The sequence below is a fragment of the Myxococcales bacterium genome, from assembly GCA_022563535.1.
GTDB lineage: Bacteria > Myxococcota_A > UBA9160 > UBA9160 > UBA4427 > DUBZ01.
This window is the reverse complement of the sequence record JADFNE010000073.1, coordinates 1-17633: the sequence shown is the minus strand read 5'-3', so window position 1 is coordinate 17633 and position 17633 is coordinate 1. Positions and strand designations below refer to the sequence as shown.

16 protein-coding genes are annotated in these 17633 nt (G+C 60.9%); 3 read left to right on the top strand and 13 right to left on the bottom strand.

Annotated features, from left to right (window positions below):
- On the top strand, window positions 1-185 hold a 185-nt coding region (locus IH881_17205; GenBank protein MCH7869434.1), incomplete at its 5' end, for a hypothetical protein.
- Window positions 182-2323 (top strand): DUF3488 domain-containing protein, encoded by a 2142-nt coding sequence (locus IH881_17200; GenBank protein ID MCH7869433.1) that lies wholly within the window; start codon window positions 182-184, stop codon window positions 2321-2323. The genes IH881_17205 and IH881_17200, both read left to right, overlap by 4 nt.
- On the opposite strand, the gene IH881_17195 is transcribed toward IH881_17200, so the two are convergent.
- From IH881_17195 to IH881_17165, 7 genes are all read right to left on the bottom strand, one after another.
- Window positions 2320-3093, bottom strand: coding sequence for a 7-carboxy-7-deazaguanine synthase QueE (locus IH881_17195; protein ID MCH7869432.1), 774 nt, complete (start codon window positions 3091-3093; stop codon window positions 2320-2322). The two genes, IH881_17200 and IH881_17195, sit on opposite strands and share 4 nt — an antisense overlap.
- A 42-nt stretch (window positions 3094-3135) precedes the next feature.
- A complete protein-coding gene (locus IH881_17190; protein ID MCH7869431.1) occupies window positions 3136-6009 on the bottom strand; it encodes a hypothetical protein in 2874 nt (957 codons plus the stop codon).
- 118 nt (window positions 6010-6127) lie between these two features.
- On the bottom strand, window positions 6128-6442 hold the full coding sequence (locus IH881_17185) for a hypothetical protein (protein ID MCH7869430.1): 315 nt from the start codon (window positions 6440-6442) through the stop codon (window positions 6128-6130).
- Window positions 6443-6487: 45 nt separating this feature from the next.
- Window positions 6488-7687, bottom strand: a complete 1200-nt coding sequence (locus IH881_17180) for a hypothetical protein (protein ID MCH7869429.1) — start codon at window positions 7685-7687, stop codon at window positions 6488-6490.
- A 399-nt stretch (window positions 7688-8086) separates the two neighbouring features.
- On the bottom strand, window positions 8087-9235 hold the full coding sequence (locus IH881_17175) for a deoxyguanosinetriphosphate triphosphohydrolase (GenBank protein MCH7869428.1): 1149 nt from the start codon (window positions 9233-9235) through the stop codon (window positions 8087-8089).
- Between the two features lie 11 nt (window positions 9236-9246).
- The gene (locus IH881_17170) at window positions 9247-9519 is read right to left on the bottom strand and encodes a hypothetical protein (protein ID MCH7869427.1); all 273 of its coding nucleotides are present in this window, start codon (window positions 9517-9519) and stop codon (window positions 9247-9249) included.
- Between the two features lie 99 nt (window positions 9520-9618).
- Window positions 9619-10194 carry a tRNA-(ms[2]io[6]A)-hydroxylase gene (locus IH881_17165; protein ID MCH7869426.1) on the bottom strand — a complete coding sequence of 192 codons (576 nt, stop codon included), beginning with the start codon at window positions 10192-10194 and terminating at the stop codon, window positions 9619-9621.
- Between the two features lie 78 nt (window positions 10195-10272).
- Between IH881_17165 and IH881_17160 the strand changes: the two genes are divergently transcribed.
- Complete coding sequence (locus IH881_17160; GenBank protein ID MCH7869425.1) at window positions 10273-11247, top strand: aldo/keto reductase family protein; 975 nt, start codon at window positions 10273-10275, stop codon at window positions 11245-11247.
- Window positions 11248-11253: 6 nt separating this feature from the next.
- Here IH881_17160 and IH881_17155 read toward each other — a convergent pair whose 3' ends face one another.
- The 6 genes from IH881_17155 to IH881_17130 form a co-directional block, all read right to left on the bottom strand.
- Window positions 11254-12270: a hypothetical protein gene (locus IH881_17155; GenBank protein ID MCH7869424.1), complete on the bottom strand. Its 1017-nt coding sequence runs from the start codon at window positions 12268-12270 to the stop codon at window positions 11254-11256.
- Window positions 12271-12301: 31 nt separating this feature from the next.
- On the bottom strand, window positions 12302-13477 hold the full coding sequence (locus tag IH881_17150; GenBank protein MCH7869423.1) for a glycosyltransferase family 2 protein: 1176 nt from the start codon (window positions 13475-13477) through the stop codon (window positions 12302-12304).
- Window positions 13478-13719: 242 nt separating this feature from the next.
- Entirely contained in the window at window positions 13720-13944 is a 225-nt protein-coding gene (locus tag IH881_17145; GenBank protein ID MCH7869422.1) for a hypothetical protein, read from the bottom strand.
- 76 nt (window positions 13945-14020) lie between these two features.
- A complete protein-coding gene (locus IH881_17140; protein ID MCH7869421.1) occupies window positions 14021-14926 on the bottom strand; it encodes a CoA-binding protein in 906 nt (301 codons plus the stop codon).
- 4 nt (window positions 14927-14930) lie between these two features.
- A complete protein-coding gene (locus IH881_17135; protein MCH7869420.1) occupies window positions 14931-16139 on the bottom strand; it encodes an acetate--CoA ligase family protein in 1209 nt (402 codons plus the stop codon).
- Between the two features lie 734 nt (window positions 16140-16873).
- The coding region (locus IH881_17130; protein MCH7869419.1) for a glycosyltransferase family 4 protein at window positions 16874-17633 on the bottom strand (760 nt) is incomplete at its 5' end.

Here is a 17633-nt window from a genome sequence, read left to right as displayed (position 1 = left end):
CCCATCTCGCGGCTGGGTTGCGGGTGGGACTCATCACGGACACTACGCACATCCGCGCCGAGTCTGGCGACCCTCAGCGGGTTCGCCTGCTCTCCTTTCTGGCGCTGGTCAATCTTGACGGAGCCAGCGAGTCTCGCGGCCCTGGGGCACGAGAACTTCGCGAAGAACAGGCGCAGCAATCATGAGCCGAATGCAGTTTCGCGCGAGTGTGGAAGATCCGCGACCGGCCGCCGCCTGGCTCATGGTGACGATGGCGGTGGCGACCCTCGCGATTACCGGACAGCTCGCAACCTGGGCCCTCGCCGCATGCTTCACCGCCGTCTTCTACTCCCTGGTCTATCGCCTTGCCCCACGACCCTGGCAGCAAAGTGCTGGCGTGCTCAACACAGTCCTGCTGGTGGTCTGTGCACTTTCCGTGGTGGTCTCCTGGCGCGGCGGACCAGTGGCAATCGCTCTCGCTCATTTTGCGGTTTTGACCCAGGGGCTGCAGTTGTTGGACGCTCGTCCCCGCAAGAGTGAATTTCTGTTGGTGGCCCTCGCATTATTTCAGGTCATCCTGGCCGCAAATCTCACCGACAGTGTGCTCTTCCCGCCGATGTTGATTCTCTTCCTGGCGGCTACAACCTGGACGCTGATGGTCCACACCCTTCGCAGCGAAGCGATCGAAGCGGGAGATCATGGCCGTACTCAGCGGGTAATGACTGCGGGGCTGGCCAGAACCACGATCATTGGCTCGGCCCTCTCAATTGTACTTGCGTTGGTAATCTTCACGCTGCTGCCGAGATTCCGATCGTCAATGATCGAGCACGGTGGTCAAAACGGTCACGCCGTCTCGGGTTTCACGAATGAAGTGCGACTGGGGACGATTGGCAAGATTCGCAAGGATTCGGCGGTCGTGCTGCGAGTCGAAACGCTCGAGGGGACTGCACCCATTGCCCGAGTGGGGTATTGGCGCGGGTTGGCATTCGACCACTTCGACGGCGAACGCTGGTCGGTGACTCCCGCAATGCGAAGCGCACCGGGGGGAAGTCCGACCTTTGGCATCGATCTCGCTCGGACGCCGGCGCGTGAAGCACTGGTGCAACGCATCGTGCGCGAACCCGTCACGGGTGGCGTTCTGTTCGGATCGGGCGAAGCGCGCTTTGTGAGCGGCACCATTGTGCGCATTGAAGTGGACGTCAACGGCAGCCTCTACTCACCAACGGATCAGTCGCGGCGAATCCGGTACACGATTCGAACTGAAGCGTACCACCCGACGGACTTCGAGCTGCGGGACGATCGAATCGTCCGACCGCGTCGCCGGCCCGACGCCTTCCTGAACCTGCCGCCGATGGTTTCCGCAATTCAAGAACTCGCACAACGAATCACGGCGGATCGCGATACCGACGCCGACCGAATGCGAGCCCTCGAAACCTATCTGCGCAGTGAAGGGAGCTATACCGACACCCCCCGCGCGATGGACCCCGCACTCGGAAACTCTCCCGTCGAAGGCTTTCTACTCGGTGAGCTGTCCGGTCACTGCGAGTATTTTGCCAGCGCAATGGTGGTACTGGCGCGGTCGGCCGGTTTTTCGAGTCGACTCGTGAACGGATTTGCGGGGGGCCAGTTGAATGAGATGGGCGATTTTGTCGAACTGACCCGGGCAGACGCCCACGCATGGGTAGAGGTGCACTACGAAAACGCGGGCTGGGTGCGCTACGACCCCACGCCACCGAATCTTCGCACCCGAGAGGACATTCCAGCCAGCCTCGCGAGCCAGATTGCGGATATCGCCAGCACGCTCGAATTGTGGTGGTACCAGCGAGTGGTCGACTTCGACACCTCGGACCAGGTGCAGATGGTTCGCTCGACCTGGCTCGCCTGGCGATCCATTCGCGACGCATCTTCGACTTCCAGCCCTTTCGAATTGAAACGCAATCAGTCCGGAAACCTCGAACTCAACGTCAGCATCGAAATGATTTTGCTCGTCGCGCTGCTCGGCGCGCTCCTCTTCGCCCTTTCGCGCGCTCGCAAATCCCGAACCGCGCAGCGCAATGAAATTCCGAGCAGTTATGCCAAAGCCCTCGCGCTGTTGCGCCGGCGCGGACTGCCCCGCGCTCCCTCGACCACTGCTCGCGACTACGCGAAACAAGTGGAGCTGCGGGTCCCGCTCCCGGCCTCAGCGGCGTTCCGTGAGATCACGGAAGCCTACCTGGCGGAAAGATTCGGAGAGATCCGCGAAGCGGGGGACGACACCTTGGCACTCCTGGCGCTGCGGCGGGAGCTTCCGCGCAGGTTGAGTGTCCCGGGTTCCTGTCAGGCTGCAGAACAAGCCTCGGACTAGAGCGCCCCGTAAACTCGGTGGGTCTGAGGAATGACGCGAACGTCGGGGATCACCGCCTCGCAAGCGCGCATCAGGGGCAGCATTTGATCGGCGCCGGGGGAGTCGCGAACCCGGCCCATCGGCGTCACGGGCTGGAGGATCAGTGGCACGCTTGGATCGATGCTTCGGATTCGCTCAGCGACTTCTTCGAGTTCGCTCGTCTCGGTGGCCACGGTCACAACGACCTTTACGTAGACTTCACAGGCTTCGAGTGCGGTGGAGAGAAACTGCTCGTGCCGCTCGTGAAAGCTCGCTGCAGACGAAGCCGCGTCGGCATCTGCCCAGCGCACATCCTTGTCGAGCTTCCAATCCATCGAGACGACATCGACTCGGTCGCGAACTCGTTTCATGGCTTCGACCGCAAGACCATGGGTTTCGAGTAGCAGGCGTGGGGCTGTGCCCTCCACCAGACCGGCGATGGCGTCGACGGCATCGGCTTGCAACAACGGCTCGCCCCCCGTCACGCTCACGAAGCGATACTCCGGTGCGCGCAGGCGCTCGAATGCATTGGCAATGTCGTCGAGGGTTGCGGGGTTTTCGCCTTCGACGAACTCTTGGGAACCAGGGCTGGTTTCGAAGCGCCAGCGCTTGGCAGGCAGCCAGGTTCCGGGCGAATCGCACCAGCTGCAACGAAGATCGCATTCGCCCAGGCGCACAAATATCGTCGAAGATCCGACATACGGACCTTCGCCCTGAGCCGATGCAAAGATCTCGACGAGATTCAGTTCCACGAGCGCATTCCTAGACCTTGCGGTCGTTTCCTGCAGGCGCAATCAGCGTTCGAGCAGGCTTCGTCCCATCACGATTTCCCCGATCACTTCGTCCAGACGATCGGGCTGCGCCACGCGATCCTCGAGTAAAAAGCGCGCTACGTGATCGTGATCGTGTTCGGCGAGCGAGGTGACCCACCCCAGTTTTTCGCCCAAATGCTTGACCAGGCCACTGAAATCGAGGGTCCGCTTGCCAACCCCTTCGTCGCCAGTCAAGACGACCAGTTCGCTGCCTTCGCGCACCGCTAATGAAAGATCCGCATGATAACGCTCGCGCGCGATTCTCGCTGCGAGATTGAGATCGAGTTCTCCAGGAACTTCCAATATGACGACACCGTGACCGGCGAAGTGGACCAGGCGAAAATCGCGCCCCGCCACAAACTCAACCTCGGGCGGCGGCGGCGGAACGTCAACCGTCGCTGCTTCGCTGGCGAGATCGCTCGGGCGGCCGGCGAGCAACAATTCCAGATCCGCCTTGCGCGGGCCACTCTGCTTGGCGATTTCTCCGAGTCGCCACCACCAGACGCGACCCCAGCGCTCGTAATCGTGCTCGGTAAAGCGCCCGACCGCCAGGTCGACGAGTTTGTCGGAAAACCGGCTGCGGCGGGTGAAGGTGTCGATCAGCAGCGGCAACGATGTTCCCAGCCCAGGCACGACCCATACGTGGTCTTTCCCGATCGCCTCGCGCAAGCCTCCGAGATCTTCGGGTGGCCACTCGCCGTGGTCGATCCAGGTCAGACGACCCGAGTAGATTGCCGCCGCCTGAATGACGTCTCGCGCCGGCGAGGGTGCGAACCCGATCATGTAGATCGGCGTCTCCTCCCGCAGATCTGTGGCAGCACCGCGGAAGAAATTCATCAACTCGGCTTGGGAATACACCCAGATCTGTTCGACCAGGCGCATTTCCCGCGCCAGCAAGACCGCCGCGAGAACTGAGTCCCGATCGGCGTGGGCCACGATGGCGATTCGCCTTCGCACCGGCTTTGGCGCTTCGACCGGCTTTTCTTCAGGAGCGGCGTCGGTTGCTGTCCCAGCACTCTTCTCGGTCTGTCGAGACGCAGCCGCGTCGTCGCCCTCTTCACCTTCCTCGTCGTCGTACTTCAATTCGGCGGGTTCACCGATCGCCTCGGCTTCATCGGGCAATTCAGAGAGGGACTCTTCGAGAGAAACGTCCCCATCGAGTTCGTCTTCAGGATCGACAGCTTCGCTGAGCGCCGACCGAGAGGCTGTTCGCGAAGAGTCTTCCTGCTCGCTTTCGGACGGCTCGGCGCCGCCTCGACCGCGTCCTCCGCGCGAGCGTCGCCCGCGTCGTCGCGGGCGCCCGCCCTCTCCCTCGTCACCGCGGTCTTCTTCGGCGAGATCAAAGGAAGACATTTCTTCGAATCGCGGGCGACTCCGCGCAGACTTCTCGCCGCTGCCTCCCCCCGACTCGGCATCACCGGCAGAGGCAGAAGCAGATTCGCGGTCGGAGCCCCCTCTGGACTTCCGGCCCCGACGTCGCCCACGCCCTCGCGAGCTCGTGGGCTCTTCCGACCCATCAGCATTTTTGGCGTCGCGGCCCTTGATCTCGAGGCTCTGCGATTCATCATCGTTCGAGGCTTCACGGTCGTCTCGATCAGCACCATTGCCGCGATCGCGTCGCGAACGCTCGGAGCCCGCCCCGCCCCGCGAACGACGTCCGCGAGGACTGGAGAGCGGCACGGCTTCTCCCGACCCGCAGATCGAGACATTGAGGCCTCGGTCCCGGGCATTGCCGCGAATTTCGATCAGATCGTGAGACAGATTGAGCAACGGAAGCACGCGGGCGACACCGGGAGCGAATTCCTTTGCAATCAAGGCTAGACGGAACAAATCGAGGCGAACCGGAGCGTCCGCCTGAGCCAGCACGACGGGTAGAGATGAACGCAATTCCAGCGCCGCATCGAGGATCACGCCCAGCGCTGCAAGACTCAGATTGCTGCGCGCCGCAGTCGCGACCGGACTGCTGTCGGGATTGACGCCGACGGAATCGATCACATCGAGGTCTTTGCCTCCGACGGGCCAGTACACCAACGAGCGCAGATCCAACGCTTCGGCGACCAGGGGCTGCAGGCGAGTCCGGATTCCTTCGTCACCCTCACGCGCCTTTCGATCGTTGAGTCGCTTGCGCAGATTGCCTTCGAGGGCGTCGAGCGCACCCGCCAGGCCATCGGCGGAAAGGCGCAGGCTTGAACGCGTCGGCAGCACGGTATTGAGCACCACACCAGATTCGTCGGCGCGCAGATCGGCGACTCGGCGCGCCATGATGACCAGTTCGACGCTGCGCTCGAAACCGCGGATCGCACCCCCGTGTTTCGAGGCCAGACCGCTCAGTGCATCGGCGGCCCGGTTGAACAACTCTCGGTCGGCCGGCCGGACCAGGTGATTGGCCACGGAACTGACCGGCACGACTCCCGGTACGCTCGCCGGCTCGGGATCAACGCTCACCGGAGAATCGGAAAGCGACGGCGCCGCCACCGCACGGACGCGGTAGGGCTTCGGGCCAACCAGAGCGAGACGCCTGCGCGCAGCCGTGTTCCACTGGGGCGCCACGACAATCAATTCCCCCGCGAAGTTGTCGGATTCGGCGAGTTTCGCAGCCACGATCAAGCCGCCCAGCAGCGCATCTCCCGCCGATCGCGGAGCAAAGCTGACCAGCACTTTGCCGCCGTTCTCCGGTTCACCGCTTCCGATCACGGCGTAGCTGGCGGGAACTTCGGAGCTGGTCGCCTCGGGTAGCACTTCTAGTGAGCGCAGCCCGAGCAATCCCAGCTCGAGGATTCGGCCGAACGACCGCTCGGCGTCGATCGCGACGTCGCTCGCGCCACCGCGGCGGCGCCTTGAAAACCTTCGCATCATGATATCTCCTCGGAACGCCATCGGTCGTTCGCGCGCATTGTGGGGCGAGACGTTCCCGACTGTTCCTGCTCAGTTTTTCATGTCCAGCGCATTCCGAAGCGCCGGACCATGTAACAGATCAATCCGCTCCCACGTCGACGACTGTCAACGTCAGTGCGGCCAACTCTACCAGTGACGCCGTTGCGTCGAGCACCAGGCATTGAAGTTCGCTGAAGAGGCGATCACTGCCTACGGCCACCGAGAGCTGATCCTTTTGTTTTGTGAAATCCAACATGATTCCGCCGAGGAGCTTGCGATCGATTCTCGCTTGTTTCAGAACCCGATTCCAACTCTCGAGCGGTACATCTATTTTTAGTTCCCGCAACTCCCGAAGATCTTCCGGAAGGTGGTCTCGCAGCAATGTAAGGGCGACGATGTCCTCGCTTTTGGACAACGCGATGTTCCAGAATCGACCCCTCGCGAGTAGCAAAGTCGCCTCCTATGATTCGGCCGAGGGAGTCGTCTCTCCCTCGTCCTCAGTCACCGGTTCCTCGACCCGCTTCAGGACCGAAGCCGTAAAGACTTCTGTCATGGCCCGGGCAGTCAGGTTTCCGGCGAGTTCCCCCGCGCGAAAATTCGCCGCAATGGCAAGATAATCTCGCGCGTCTTCTTCTCGCTCGGCCTTCAACGCCACGTAGGCGCTCGTTTCGAAGCGTGCTGCAACTTGAATTGCGTGGTCGCCCTCGAAGAGTGCCGCCGTCGCCGCGGCCAGGGATTCGTCCAGCGCGTCGCTGCGCGCCTTGCCCTTCTTGGAAACCACAGCGTCGATGGCCGTACCCAGTTGAGTCGACACTTCGGTGAGTCGGCTTGCGTCGGGAGGCCACGGTCCGATTTCTGAAGCGCGAACTCGGTCGGCAATGCGTTCGTCGACTTTTTGTGAGTCTTGTCCGCTGTGGTCACCCAGTGCGCGGCGGGTCAACTCAGCGAGACTTTCGTCGCTGGCACCGGCTTCGAGCTTCCGGCGCCACTCACTGAACGCGCGGGGAAAGGGGCGATCGGTCGGGTGGATCTTTGCGATGCGACGAATTTCTCCCCGCGCGACGGTTTGATCGACCTTGACGGCACCCCCCGACCCGGCGTGGGCTGCGTCGGTCAGTTTGCGCAAAAACTTTCGGGTCTTGCTGCGCCCAACGTTGTAGACCTCGAATTCGACGATGCCGCGTCGTTCGTCGAGTTGAACTTGAAATAGCCGCGCTCCTCCGGTCGGGTTTGCTTCGACCAGGAACAACAAGCAGGTTCCGCGCGAATCCACAGGAGTCATGTAGGACTCCGCAAACTCGTCCGCGATCTCACTCAAGCGAGCGACCACCGGTATTGCCGCCGGGGCGTCGGCAACCTCGAGTCCACTCGTTCGCATGCGGTGCAGCGCCTTGCGCAACAATTTCTTGCCGGGCTTCGGGAGTTGTCCGACGTCGATCGACTGGACCCGTTCGACCCCGCGATCGTCCTCGCACCACGCAAGCAAGAGATCTTCGCCGGCCTCGGGCTCGTGGGTGAGCAACCAAGCGAGCACCTGTTGGCTGCCGTCGTCAGTCAGTGTCGCCAACAACTGCGTGGGATCACCGTTCGCGGGCCGAATCAGATCGGCCTGTTCAGGCAAGGCGGCAGCAGCTTGCTCGAGCGCCTCGGGGAGACTCATCGACTGGAACCCTCTTCATGCGACGCCATCTCGGCGATTTGCTCCAAAAATCTCACAGGGCTTCACACACTTCCTTACCAACATTTTGCGTTGATACACCCTGAACTCGTCACTACGCGCGCATCAGCACATGCGCACCATCTTCATCAGGGTGGAGACCACACTCCGTGCGGTCACAGCGGTTTCTGGAAACAATGACGGCCCCGGCGAAACCGGGGGAGCAGGCACTACCCCTGGCTCCCCCCCATGGGCCAACGACCCTACGATATCTCAACCGCGCGGAAGCTTCCTCCGCCTGGGCAGCATTTTCGCGCCTCGGAGGCGGTTCATTTCGATCTCAAGGGTCTGGGCCGCCGTGTTTGTGGGGATTGTCCTCCCCAAGCAGCCCCCGGGTCGGTGTCAATCAGTGTCGGGCGTGGACCCGACGAGTTTCGCGTGAGTCGCGATGGCAAAGCGGTCCGTCATGCCTGCGACGTAGTCCGCGACCAGCCGGGCGTGGTCTCCGTCGCGACAACCCGCTTGCATCCTTTCGGGCAGCAGCGATAAATCGTTTCGGTGCGCCTCGAACAGGCCGGTGAGAACTTTGGTCGCCCGGTCGGCCATACGTCGCACGCGGGGGTGAAAGTAGAAATGCTTCCGCAAAAACTCTTTGAGTTCGCGTTTGCCCGTGTAGACCCGGTCGGAATAGCCCACCAGCAGCGCCTCACTTTGGCGAGCCTCTTCGGCGCAAAGCGGGCGTTCCTGGGCCAGACGCTCTGCGCTGCTGTCGATGGCGTCGGTGACCAGCATGTCGATCAAAGCCATGATGATCTGCCGCGGCTCAATCACGACCTTGCCCTGCCAGCGCGATTCGGCAATGTGGCGGGCCTCGCGCCAAATCCAGACTTCCTCGAGCATCTCGAGATCGAGGATTCCCGAGCTCAATCCGTCGTCGAGGTCGTGGTTCGAATACGCGATCTCGTCCGCGAGATTTGCAACCTGGGACTCGAGGTAGCGCTGATTCTCGAGTTTGGGCGTCGGAACCGGATGCGGCCAATGGCAACCGTGCTTGAGCAAGCCTTCCCGGGTTTCGTGGGTGAGATTCAAACCTACAAACCCGGGATAGCGATACTCGAGCCAATCGACGACCCGCAGGGTCTGGCGATTGTGATCAAAACCTCCGTCGTCGCTCATCAACTCGTTGAGAACGCGCTCACCCGCGTGGGCGAAGGGCGTGTGGCCCAGGTCGTGGGCGAGTGCCACGGCTTCGGCCAGATCTTCGTTGAGGTAGAGCGTTCGGGCGAGAGTGCGCGCGATCTGGGCGTTTTCGATCGTGTGCGTGAGTCGATTGCGATAGTGATCGCCCTCGTGGTAGACGAATACCTGTGTCTTGTACTCGAGCCGCCGGAATGCCCGGCAATGGACGACCCGGTCGCGGTCCCGCTGAAATACCGTGCGGTATCGATGTTCGGGTTCCGAGTGGATGCGACCGCGGGACTCACCGCTCTTGACCGCGTACGCGGCCAGCGACTCCGTCTCCTGCTTTTCAGCCAGCTCCCTCGACTGCATCGACTGCACCGTCATTCTCCGTTGTTCTCCGCGCGAAGAATCTCGCGCAACTTGTCGCGACTGGCTTGATCGATCTGGTCCAGGTCTTGATCCAGATCACCGTCCCACTCCGCATCGATCGATGCTTCCGGCGCAGAGACACTTGCGGGTTGGCGCGCCGAACCATCACCGAGAGGTCGGCCACCGAGCAGAGCGGTCAGCGCCACCGCGGCGATCGCCAACCCCACGACAATCGCGATCCAGGGCTTGCTCGATTTTGTTTTTCGCTTGCGCTTTGCAGCCACCGGATCCGCTTTCGATTCGCAGGGTGGGACCCCAGGGTAGGTGTTTTCAGAGTAGAGCTGGGGTCTCGCAGTGTCAAACGATGGTGAATGGTTTGGTGGTTAGCTGTGTAGGCGGGTGTGGGGGGATGGGGTGAGGAGGATTTGGGCCTCTTGGATGGCCAGTTCGGTGAGTCGTATTCGGACTTGGGGTTCGGGTTCGACTTGGCAGGCCAGTTCGACGTAAACCTGATGATGTCGGGCTTCTGATGCCAGTAGCTCTTTGTAGAAGGCTCGTAGATCTTCGTCGATGGGTGCTTCGGATAGCAGTTTCATGCGCTCACAGCTTCGGGCTTCGATGAGTGCACAGGTGAGCAGCAGGTCAGTCAGGCGGTGGGGTTCGCGTGGCCTGATCACGGCGTGCAGCTTGCCCGCGTAGGAGCTCGGCTTCTGTCGCTCGAAGCGGATGCCTCGTCGCTCGAGCAGAGTGAGAAGTTGTTGGAAGTGAGTGAGCTCTTCTTGCGCGAGCTCGGCGAGCGGTTGCTGGAGATATCCCTGGTCTGGATAGCTGAACAACAGACGCAGGGCTCCCCCCGCGGCCTTCTTTTCGCAGTGGGCGTGATCGAGCAGCACCTCGTCGAGGTTTCGAACCGCACGCTCGACCCATTCTGCTCGCGTATCTTCAGCCAAACTCAGCATCGGCGCCGAGTATAACCGGGAATATTGCTGTCGTTGTCAGGCCTCTGATCCCGCTGCGTTTCGGGCTAGAGTTAGGGTATGAATACTCGTCGGGTGGGTGCCAGCGGTCTCGAGGTCAGCGAGTTTGCCCTGGGCAGCTGGCTCAACTTTGGATCTTCGGCGGACGCCGCCGACACGATCAAAGTGATCGAACACGCCTATGACCTCGGTATCAACTTCTTCGATACCGCGGACGTCTACTCGAACGGACGGGCCGAAGAAGTACTCGGCCGCACCCTGCGGCCGATCCCACGGCACCAGCTCGTGATCGCCACCAAATGTTTCTTCCCCATGTCGGATCGCCCCAACGACCGGGGACTGTCTCGCAAACACATATTCGAAAGTGTCGACGCATCGCTCAATCGGCTCGAGATGGACTACATCGACATCCACCAATGTCACAGATTCGATACCGAGACCCCGATCGCCGAAACCGTGCGTGCCTACGACGACCTGATTCGCATGGGCAAGGTGCTGTATTGGGGCGTCTCGGAGTGGAGCGCTGAACAAATCGCGCTGGCCTGTGAGGTTGCCGATCAAATGGGAGCATGCCGGCCGATCTCCAATCAGCCCGGCTATTCGATCATGCGCCGCAGCCTCGAACAGACCGTCTTGCCCGAATGCAAGCGTCTGGGAATTGGGCAGTTCGTATTCAGTCCCCTCGGCCAGGGTGTTCTCACCGGAAAATATTGCGGCGGTGCAATGCCCGAAGGCAGCCGTGCAACCGATGCCGGAAGCAGCCGCTTCATGGGGCGCTATCTAGCGGCAGAAGAACTCGACAAGGTCGAATCTCTGATTCCGCTTGCAGAAGATCTGGGCATCACCCTGCCCCAACTGGCGCTGGCCTGGTGCCTGCGCGAAAGCGGGCTCGCGAGCGTGATCCTCGGGGCCACGAAGCCCGAGCAACTCGACGAAAACTGCAAGGCATCGGACATCACCTTGCCACCGGAGGTACTCGAGCGTATCGAGCAAATCTTTCCGGTCCAGCTGGACGACTCGCCTGATTCAGACTGACAAGCTTCAGGGCGCGGGCGCCGCTTTTGGAATCGTTCTCCGGGACAACACGCGCGCAAGCGAGCTAGCTGAGAACGAGAGTGGCCGTTCCGAACGCAAGCTCTCGCGATAATCGCGGATCGCAAGGCTACCCATCTGCGAATTCGACTTGTGCCAACTGAGGGTGACGGTGCTTTCACCTGCCCGAACGATCGGCCCCTGCCATTTCTGGCTGCTCGCCAGTTTCATCGCTGCGCGAAACAGAGCTGCCGAGCTGTCGGCGAGCGCGGCGCTTCCCACGACGGTTCCACTCGGTACTGCATAGAGCGCCGCCAGGCTGGGCGCACTGAATCCCCCGCCCTGCCGTAGGCGGCGACCGAAGCGTCGCACCGAATGGGTGGTTCTGGTCATCACGGAGTCCTGGGTTGCGACGTGGCCGGAGAACCCGAGTGCGTGTCCGAGTTCGTGCAGCGCCGCTCCGACAAATTCGTCTTCCGTAAGCTTTACTTCGCGTCCCAGCATGTCGGTTTTGCTGGTTCTGAGATAAACCCTCGCACGGAGCAGACGCGCGGGGAGTGGTCTGTCCATTTCAGCTGCGGCCTCCCAACCCGAATCAAGACCACAATCACTTACTGCGAAGCCAGTGCCGATTGACAGCGTCTCGGAAAACCCAGCGTTCGGGGGTAGTGCGAGGCTGATCTTGATCATGGCCGCGTCTTCGGGAACCTCTTCAAAGCGAATCCCGAGTCCAGCGTTTGCCCAGCCTTCGAGCGCTAGCCGAATTGCCGACTGTTCGAGGGCAGTCGCGTCGGCCGGAAGCGAGACCGAGATTGTCGAGCGCCTGGGGAAGTGACATAGAAACAACAGCGCCGAGTTGCCGCGCGGAATGAAATACGGGGTGGTGTCGCCCAGCCGTTGCGTAGGGCTGTCCAACAACCCCGGATGGCGCTCTGCAAGCGACGCGACATCCCACTGACCGGCCAACGGCACACATCCTGTCACCATCGGGAGCAGCGAAAGGATCATCCAGAATCGATAAGACATGGGCTCCGACGAACCTGCGGGGGACTCGAGCCTACTCGCGGTCGAGCCCCAGAATGCTGAGGAAAAAACTCGAATAGATCGTTTGAATCCCGAGCATGATGAGTACGCCTCCTGGCACGACTTGCCGCATGGTTTCGCGCGGGTCGAGTCCGCCAAATCCAACTGCGCGCCAGCCCTCTACCGCCATCCACAACATGCCGAACCCGATGAGGGCACTCACTGCCCCCGCGATGACTCCGGTTTCGAGCCGCACGTAGTTGAAGATCCAACTGAAATACGCCGGGGCAGGATGGAACCCTTCGGTGACTGCGAAAGCCTTGGTGAACATGGCAAAGACGATCAGTTGATATCCCAGCAGACAAAGCATCGTGGCGGCGTACATGGTCTGGATGTCGAATTCGATGCCGCCGATGGTCACGCTGCTGTTGACCAGGATGGCGGAGATCGCCAGGCCGACGACGAACATCACGACTCCTGGAATAAGGAACAGCCAACGCGGGCTGAAGAGCAGCATGAAGCGAAGATGACGCCAGCCATCGCGCCAGGTGCGCAGATGAGGACTGCCACTGCGTCCGTCGGGGTAGAGCACGGTCGGGACTTCTGTCATCGCCAGCCCCAGCAAGGTACTCTTGATCACCATTTCACTGGCAAACTCCATCCCCGTACTGCGGAGCTTCATCTTCTCGAAGGCATCCCTGCGAATGCCGCGCAGACCACAGTGAAAGTCCTTCACCTTCGAGCGAAAGAACATCCTGCCGATTGCGCTGAGGATGGGATTGCCTACCCAGCGGTGTAGCTTGGGCATTGCCCCGGGCATGATGCCGCCCAGGAACCTGTTGCCCATGACGAGATCATTGCCGGCGCGCAGCTCGCGCATGAAGTCGTGTAGCTGAGAAAAGTCGTAGCTGTCATCAGCGTCGCCCATGATGACGTAGCGGCCCTGGGCCGCTTCGATTCCCCCGCGCAGCGCACTGCCATATCCCCGGCGCGGAACGTCCACCACCCGCGCACCGGATTCGCGTGCGATTTGCTGAGAGCCGTCTTCGCTTCCGTTGTCTGCGACGATGATTTCGCCGCTGACACCCGAATCAGCGAAATAGGATCGGATCTTTTCAATACAGATCGCGAGGGTCTCGGCCTCGTTCAGGCAAGGCAAGACGACCGACAGCTCGATGGCGTCGGATTGGGAATCAGAGCCACGTTCCATCCGGTTTTGATCCGGGATTTGTTCCTCGGGCTCTCTTTCTACTGGCAATCGCGAAACCTCTTGGGAGTCGCCAGGTATTCTAGCAGCCCGTTGAAGAACCCTGACCGAGCCAGGTGCGGTCATTCGCCCCGAGATCAAGGCGCGGAATCGTGGGCGTAGCCGCAGCTACGGCCGCGGTTTCGCAACGCAGAGATCGGGATGAAGGGCCGTGCCTGGCGACCGAAGGGTTTTTCAACGGGCTGCTAGCCTTGATCGTACAATTTCACGATCGTGACGCTTCCCTTGGGAGCGACGGCGAGGCACAGATCACACAACACGCACTCGTCCAAATTCGCCTCGACAATCTCCACTCCCTTGTCGCTGGCCTTGAAGATGTCGACCGAGCACGATTCTTCGAGTTTCTTCGCGATTTCGACGTCTCGCGCCACTTCGTCGCTGACTTGGACGTCGATAAAGAGTCCGGGCATTTTGCTGTACCTCTTTCTTTCGTTCCGCTGTTTACTGCTGCTGATTCGTCGTCACTGCGCTGGCGTCCGGAGTTGATTACCGGGCGGCGAGCCGCTGCTTGATGAGCACCGGGATCTCTTCGATGCGTTCCGCAACCGAGATACCGGCCTTCTCCATGCGTTCGATCTTGTCCGCAGTGGTGTCTTCCTTGCCTTCGACGATCGTGCCGGCGTGGCCGAAGCGCATGCCCTTCATCTCGTCCATGAAGCGGCCCGCCATGAACGCCACGATCGGAAGTCTCGAATTGTTTTCCTGGACCCAATCTGCGAGTTCGGCTTCCATGCGTCCGCCGGGTTCGCTGTAGATGGCGATCGCCTCGGTGTCCGGGTCGGCTTCATAAAACGGCATCAGCTCCGTATAGGTCGTTCCGACAATCGCGTCTCCACCGATGGATACACAGGTGCTCTGTCCGAGCCCCGCCGCGGTAAGGGTCGAAGCAATCTCGGTCGTCATGCCACCCGAGCGCGACATCACACCGATGCTGCCCTTGCTGTAGGCCTGCCGCGTATTTGCGGCTGGGCCGCCAACCCCGCCCATCTTCGCTTCCCCCGGCGAGATCACGCCGAGGCAGTTGGGACCGATGATGCGCGCACCCCTCAGTTTTGCGAGTTCGACCATCTGGGCCACTTCTCTGCGCGGAATATTCTCCGTCACGATCACGATGGTCTTGATGCCGTTTTCGAGCGCTTCGAATACCGCGTCCCTGGCAAACTTGGGTGGCACCGAAACGATCGAGCCATCGGGCTGACCTTCTTTTTCCACCACATCGCGCACACAGTCATAAACGGGTACGCCGTAGATGTTGCGCCCCGCCCTGCCCGGTGTCACACCGCCGATGATCTTCGCACCGTAGTCGAGATTTTCTCGAGTCAGGCTGACCGCCTCTCGTCCCGTGATGCCCTGAATGATGAACGACGTGTCTTTGTTGATCAGAATGGACATCTGCTCAGCTCCCCGCCTGTAGTTTGGCTACGGCTCGACCGGCCGCGTCGTACATGGAAACAGCGCGATCACAATAGTCGACACCGTACTTCTTCAAGATCTTGAACCCCTCGTCCTCCCAGGCACCCGGGATCCGAAATATCGCGATGGCCTCCGCGGGGTCGCGGCCGGCTTCAAGGCAACCGGCAATCACGCCCCGGGCCACGATGTCTACGCGGGTATTCGAAACCACGTTCATCATGACGGCGATCTTCTCGACACCGGGCTTCGAGAGAATCAATTGGGTCAAATTCTTGACCTTGCTCATGGAGGGGTTGCCTCCGATCTCGCAATAGTTCGCGGGTTTTCCTCCGTGCTTGCGCACGGCGTCGAACAGGGTCAGCGAACCGCCACCGGCGCCGATGATCAGCCCCAGGTTTCCGTCGAATTCGACCACGTTCCCCGCCACCCCGCGATGATCGACCGCATTGATTCGGGCCCCGGCAATTTCGAACTCGGTCGGGGGCCGTGCCTGACGAGTTTCGTCGTCACCGATGCCGAGATCTTTCAGCAGCGCCTTGTGATTGCCTCGCGCCTCTGCCTCCATGTCGATGTGACCGTCCAGAACGGCGAAGCTTCCGTCTTCGAGCCGGGCCAACGGGTTGATCTCGGCGAGGGTCAGATCGTAGTCGAGAAACATTTGCATCAGCTCATGCACGATCGGGGTGAGCTTGTTGAGATCGGACCCCGTCACGCCGGTCGCGCCAATGGCTTCCTTCGCAACCCTGGGCGTGATCGGGAACAGGCTCGAAAAATGAGTCTTCGAAACGTGCTCGGGATGCTTGATCGCCACTTCTTCGATGTCGATCCCACCCATATCACTGAAGATCACGACTGGACTCTTGGTGCGGCCATCCCAGGTGACCGCGACAAAGAACTCTTGCGCAATCTTGCTCTTGGCTTCAACGAGAACCGAGCGCGCCGTTTCGCCGTTGATTTCGATCGGCAAGATGGCTTCGTAGTGGTCCGCGGCTTCGTCGGGGGTGTCGGCAAACTTCACCGCCCCGGCCTTCATGCGACCGCCGGAGAGCACCTGGCTCTTCAACACGACAGCTCCACCGATCTCGGCGGCCTTTTCGCGCGCCTCGTCTTTGCTGTTGACCACAAACCGGGGACCCAGGGGGAGACCCCGACGGGCAAATAGTTCTTTAGATTCGTACTCGTAGAAGCGCATGAAGAGACCTCTTGCTGCTCGGGGTGGGGTCGAAAGAGGTGGCACGTTATGGGTTTTGATCGGGGTTTTCAACCAAGGAGCTGTGAATCGGCCCCAGACTGCCGGAGGCTCGATCTAATCGATTGCTGCTGCAGGAAGAGGCTCGAACCGGCGCGGCTTCATGTCACATCGCACGAGACAGATTGCAAGCATGTAGATAGAAGGACATTGCGCGTTCCGCGTGGCGGCGGGGCATCAAAGCAGTCTCGTTGACAGGTTCGTCAATGGATTCGGAGACGTGTTATCCCCAACGGGAAGGGATACCACCGGCTCTGAGCAGGCCTCGACAGTCCGTAAGTGGTTGAAAGTATTGGAACTGCAATTCAACACTTCGTGCTGATGTGTACCGAATTTTGGGTCACGTGTGTACCTGTTTTCCGTTACTGATCACTAGCGATGCGCTCGAATCGTAACCTCCAGACCTCCACAGGAGTCGGCCTACGTCGCGGACTTCTTTGAAATGGTAGAAAGCTCCGGCTGCCGCCACGTGGACAACGAGTTCGGCGTCCTCTCGCGCAGTCCGAAGGCGCGCTCGACCCGCATCTCGACCCCGGAGTCGCTGCCTGGGCGTTCGTCGCCATGCAGAACAGTTGTCGTGTGCTCGGGCTCGAAGACCCGAGCCGCGCATCCCGCGCGGCGCTCATTGAAACCCTGGTTCGCCTTAACCCGGCCGCTGCGGCTGCGATGTTTTGAAACTAGGAGTGGACGGTCTTCGTCAGGAACTCGAGCATCCGGCGCGCTTGATCGTCGCGCACGAAATCCCGATCGACGAGTGCCCGGCCCGCCTGGGCCGTGTTGGAAGCCTGCTCCGGGCTGTTGCGGATCTTCTCAATGACTTCGACGAGGGCATCGGGGTCCTCGGGCTCGATCGTAAACCCCGCCTGGTTGAGGTCGAGCAGCTCACGACATTCCCCCTTCGGAGCCGCGAGTACGACCGGGCGTTCCTGGGCCATGTATTCGAAGATCTTCGATGGAATGACGGTCTCGAAGACCGCGAGATCGCGCAACATCGCAAGCATGACATCACATGAAGCGATCCATGTCGGAATCTCCGTGTGCGGCCGCAAACCCAGCATGCGGACGTTCTCGAGGCCTCGCTTCTCGATTTCGCAGCGGAGTCGTTCCCGGTCCGCGCCGTCGCCGATCAGCACGAATACGATATTCGGCTCGTATCTCATCTTCTCGGCAGCGTCTAGAATCGTCATCAAACCGTGGGCCATTCCGAGGGTTCCGATGTAGGCGACGACGAATTTGTCCGCAAGATTGTGAAATTCAAGCAGTTCTTCATCCTTGGGAAGGGGATGGAAGAGTGCGAGGTCGACCCCGTTGTATACGAGCTCGATCTGGGAACGACTTACGCCCCGACCGACGACGTGGTCGATGAACGCACGGGTGTTGACCACGATGGCATCGGCGCGGCGGTAGAGCCGTGTCTCGATCCACTCCAGAAATCTG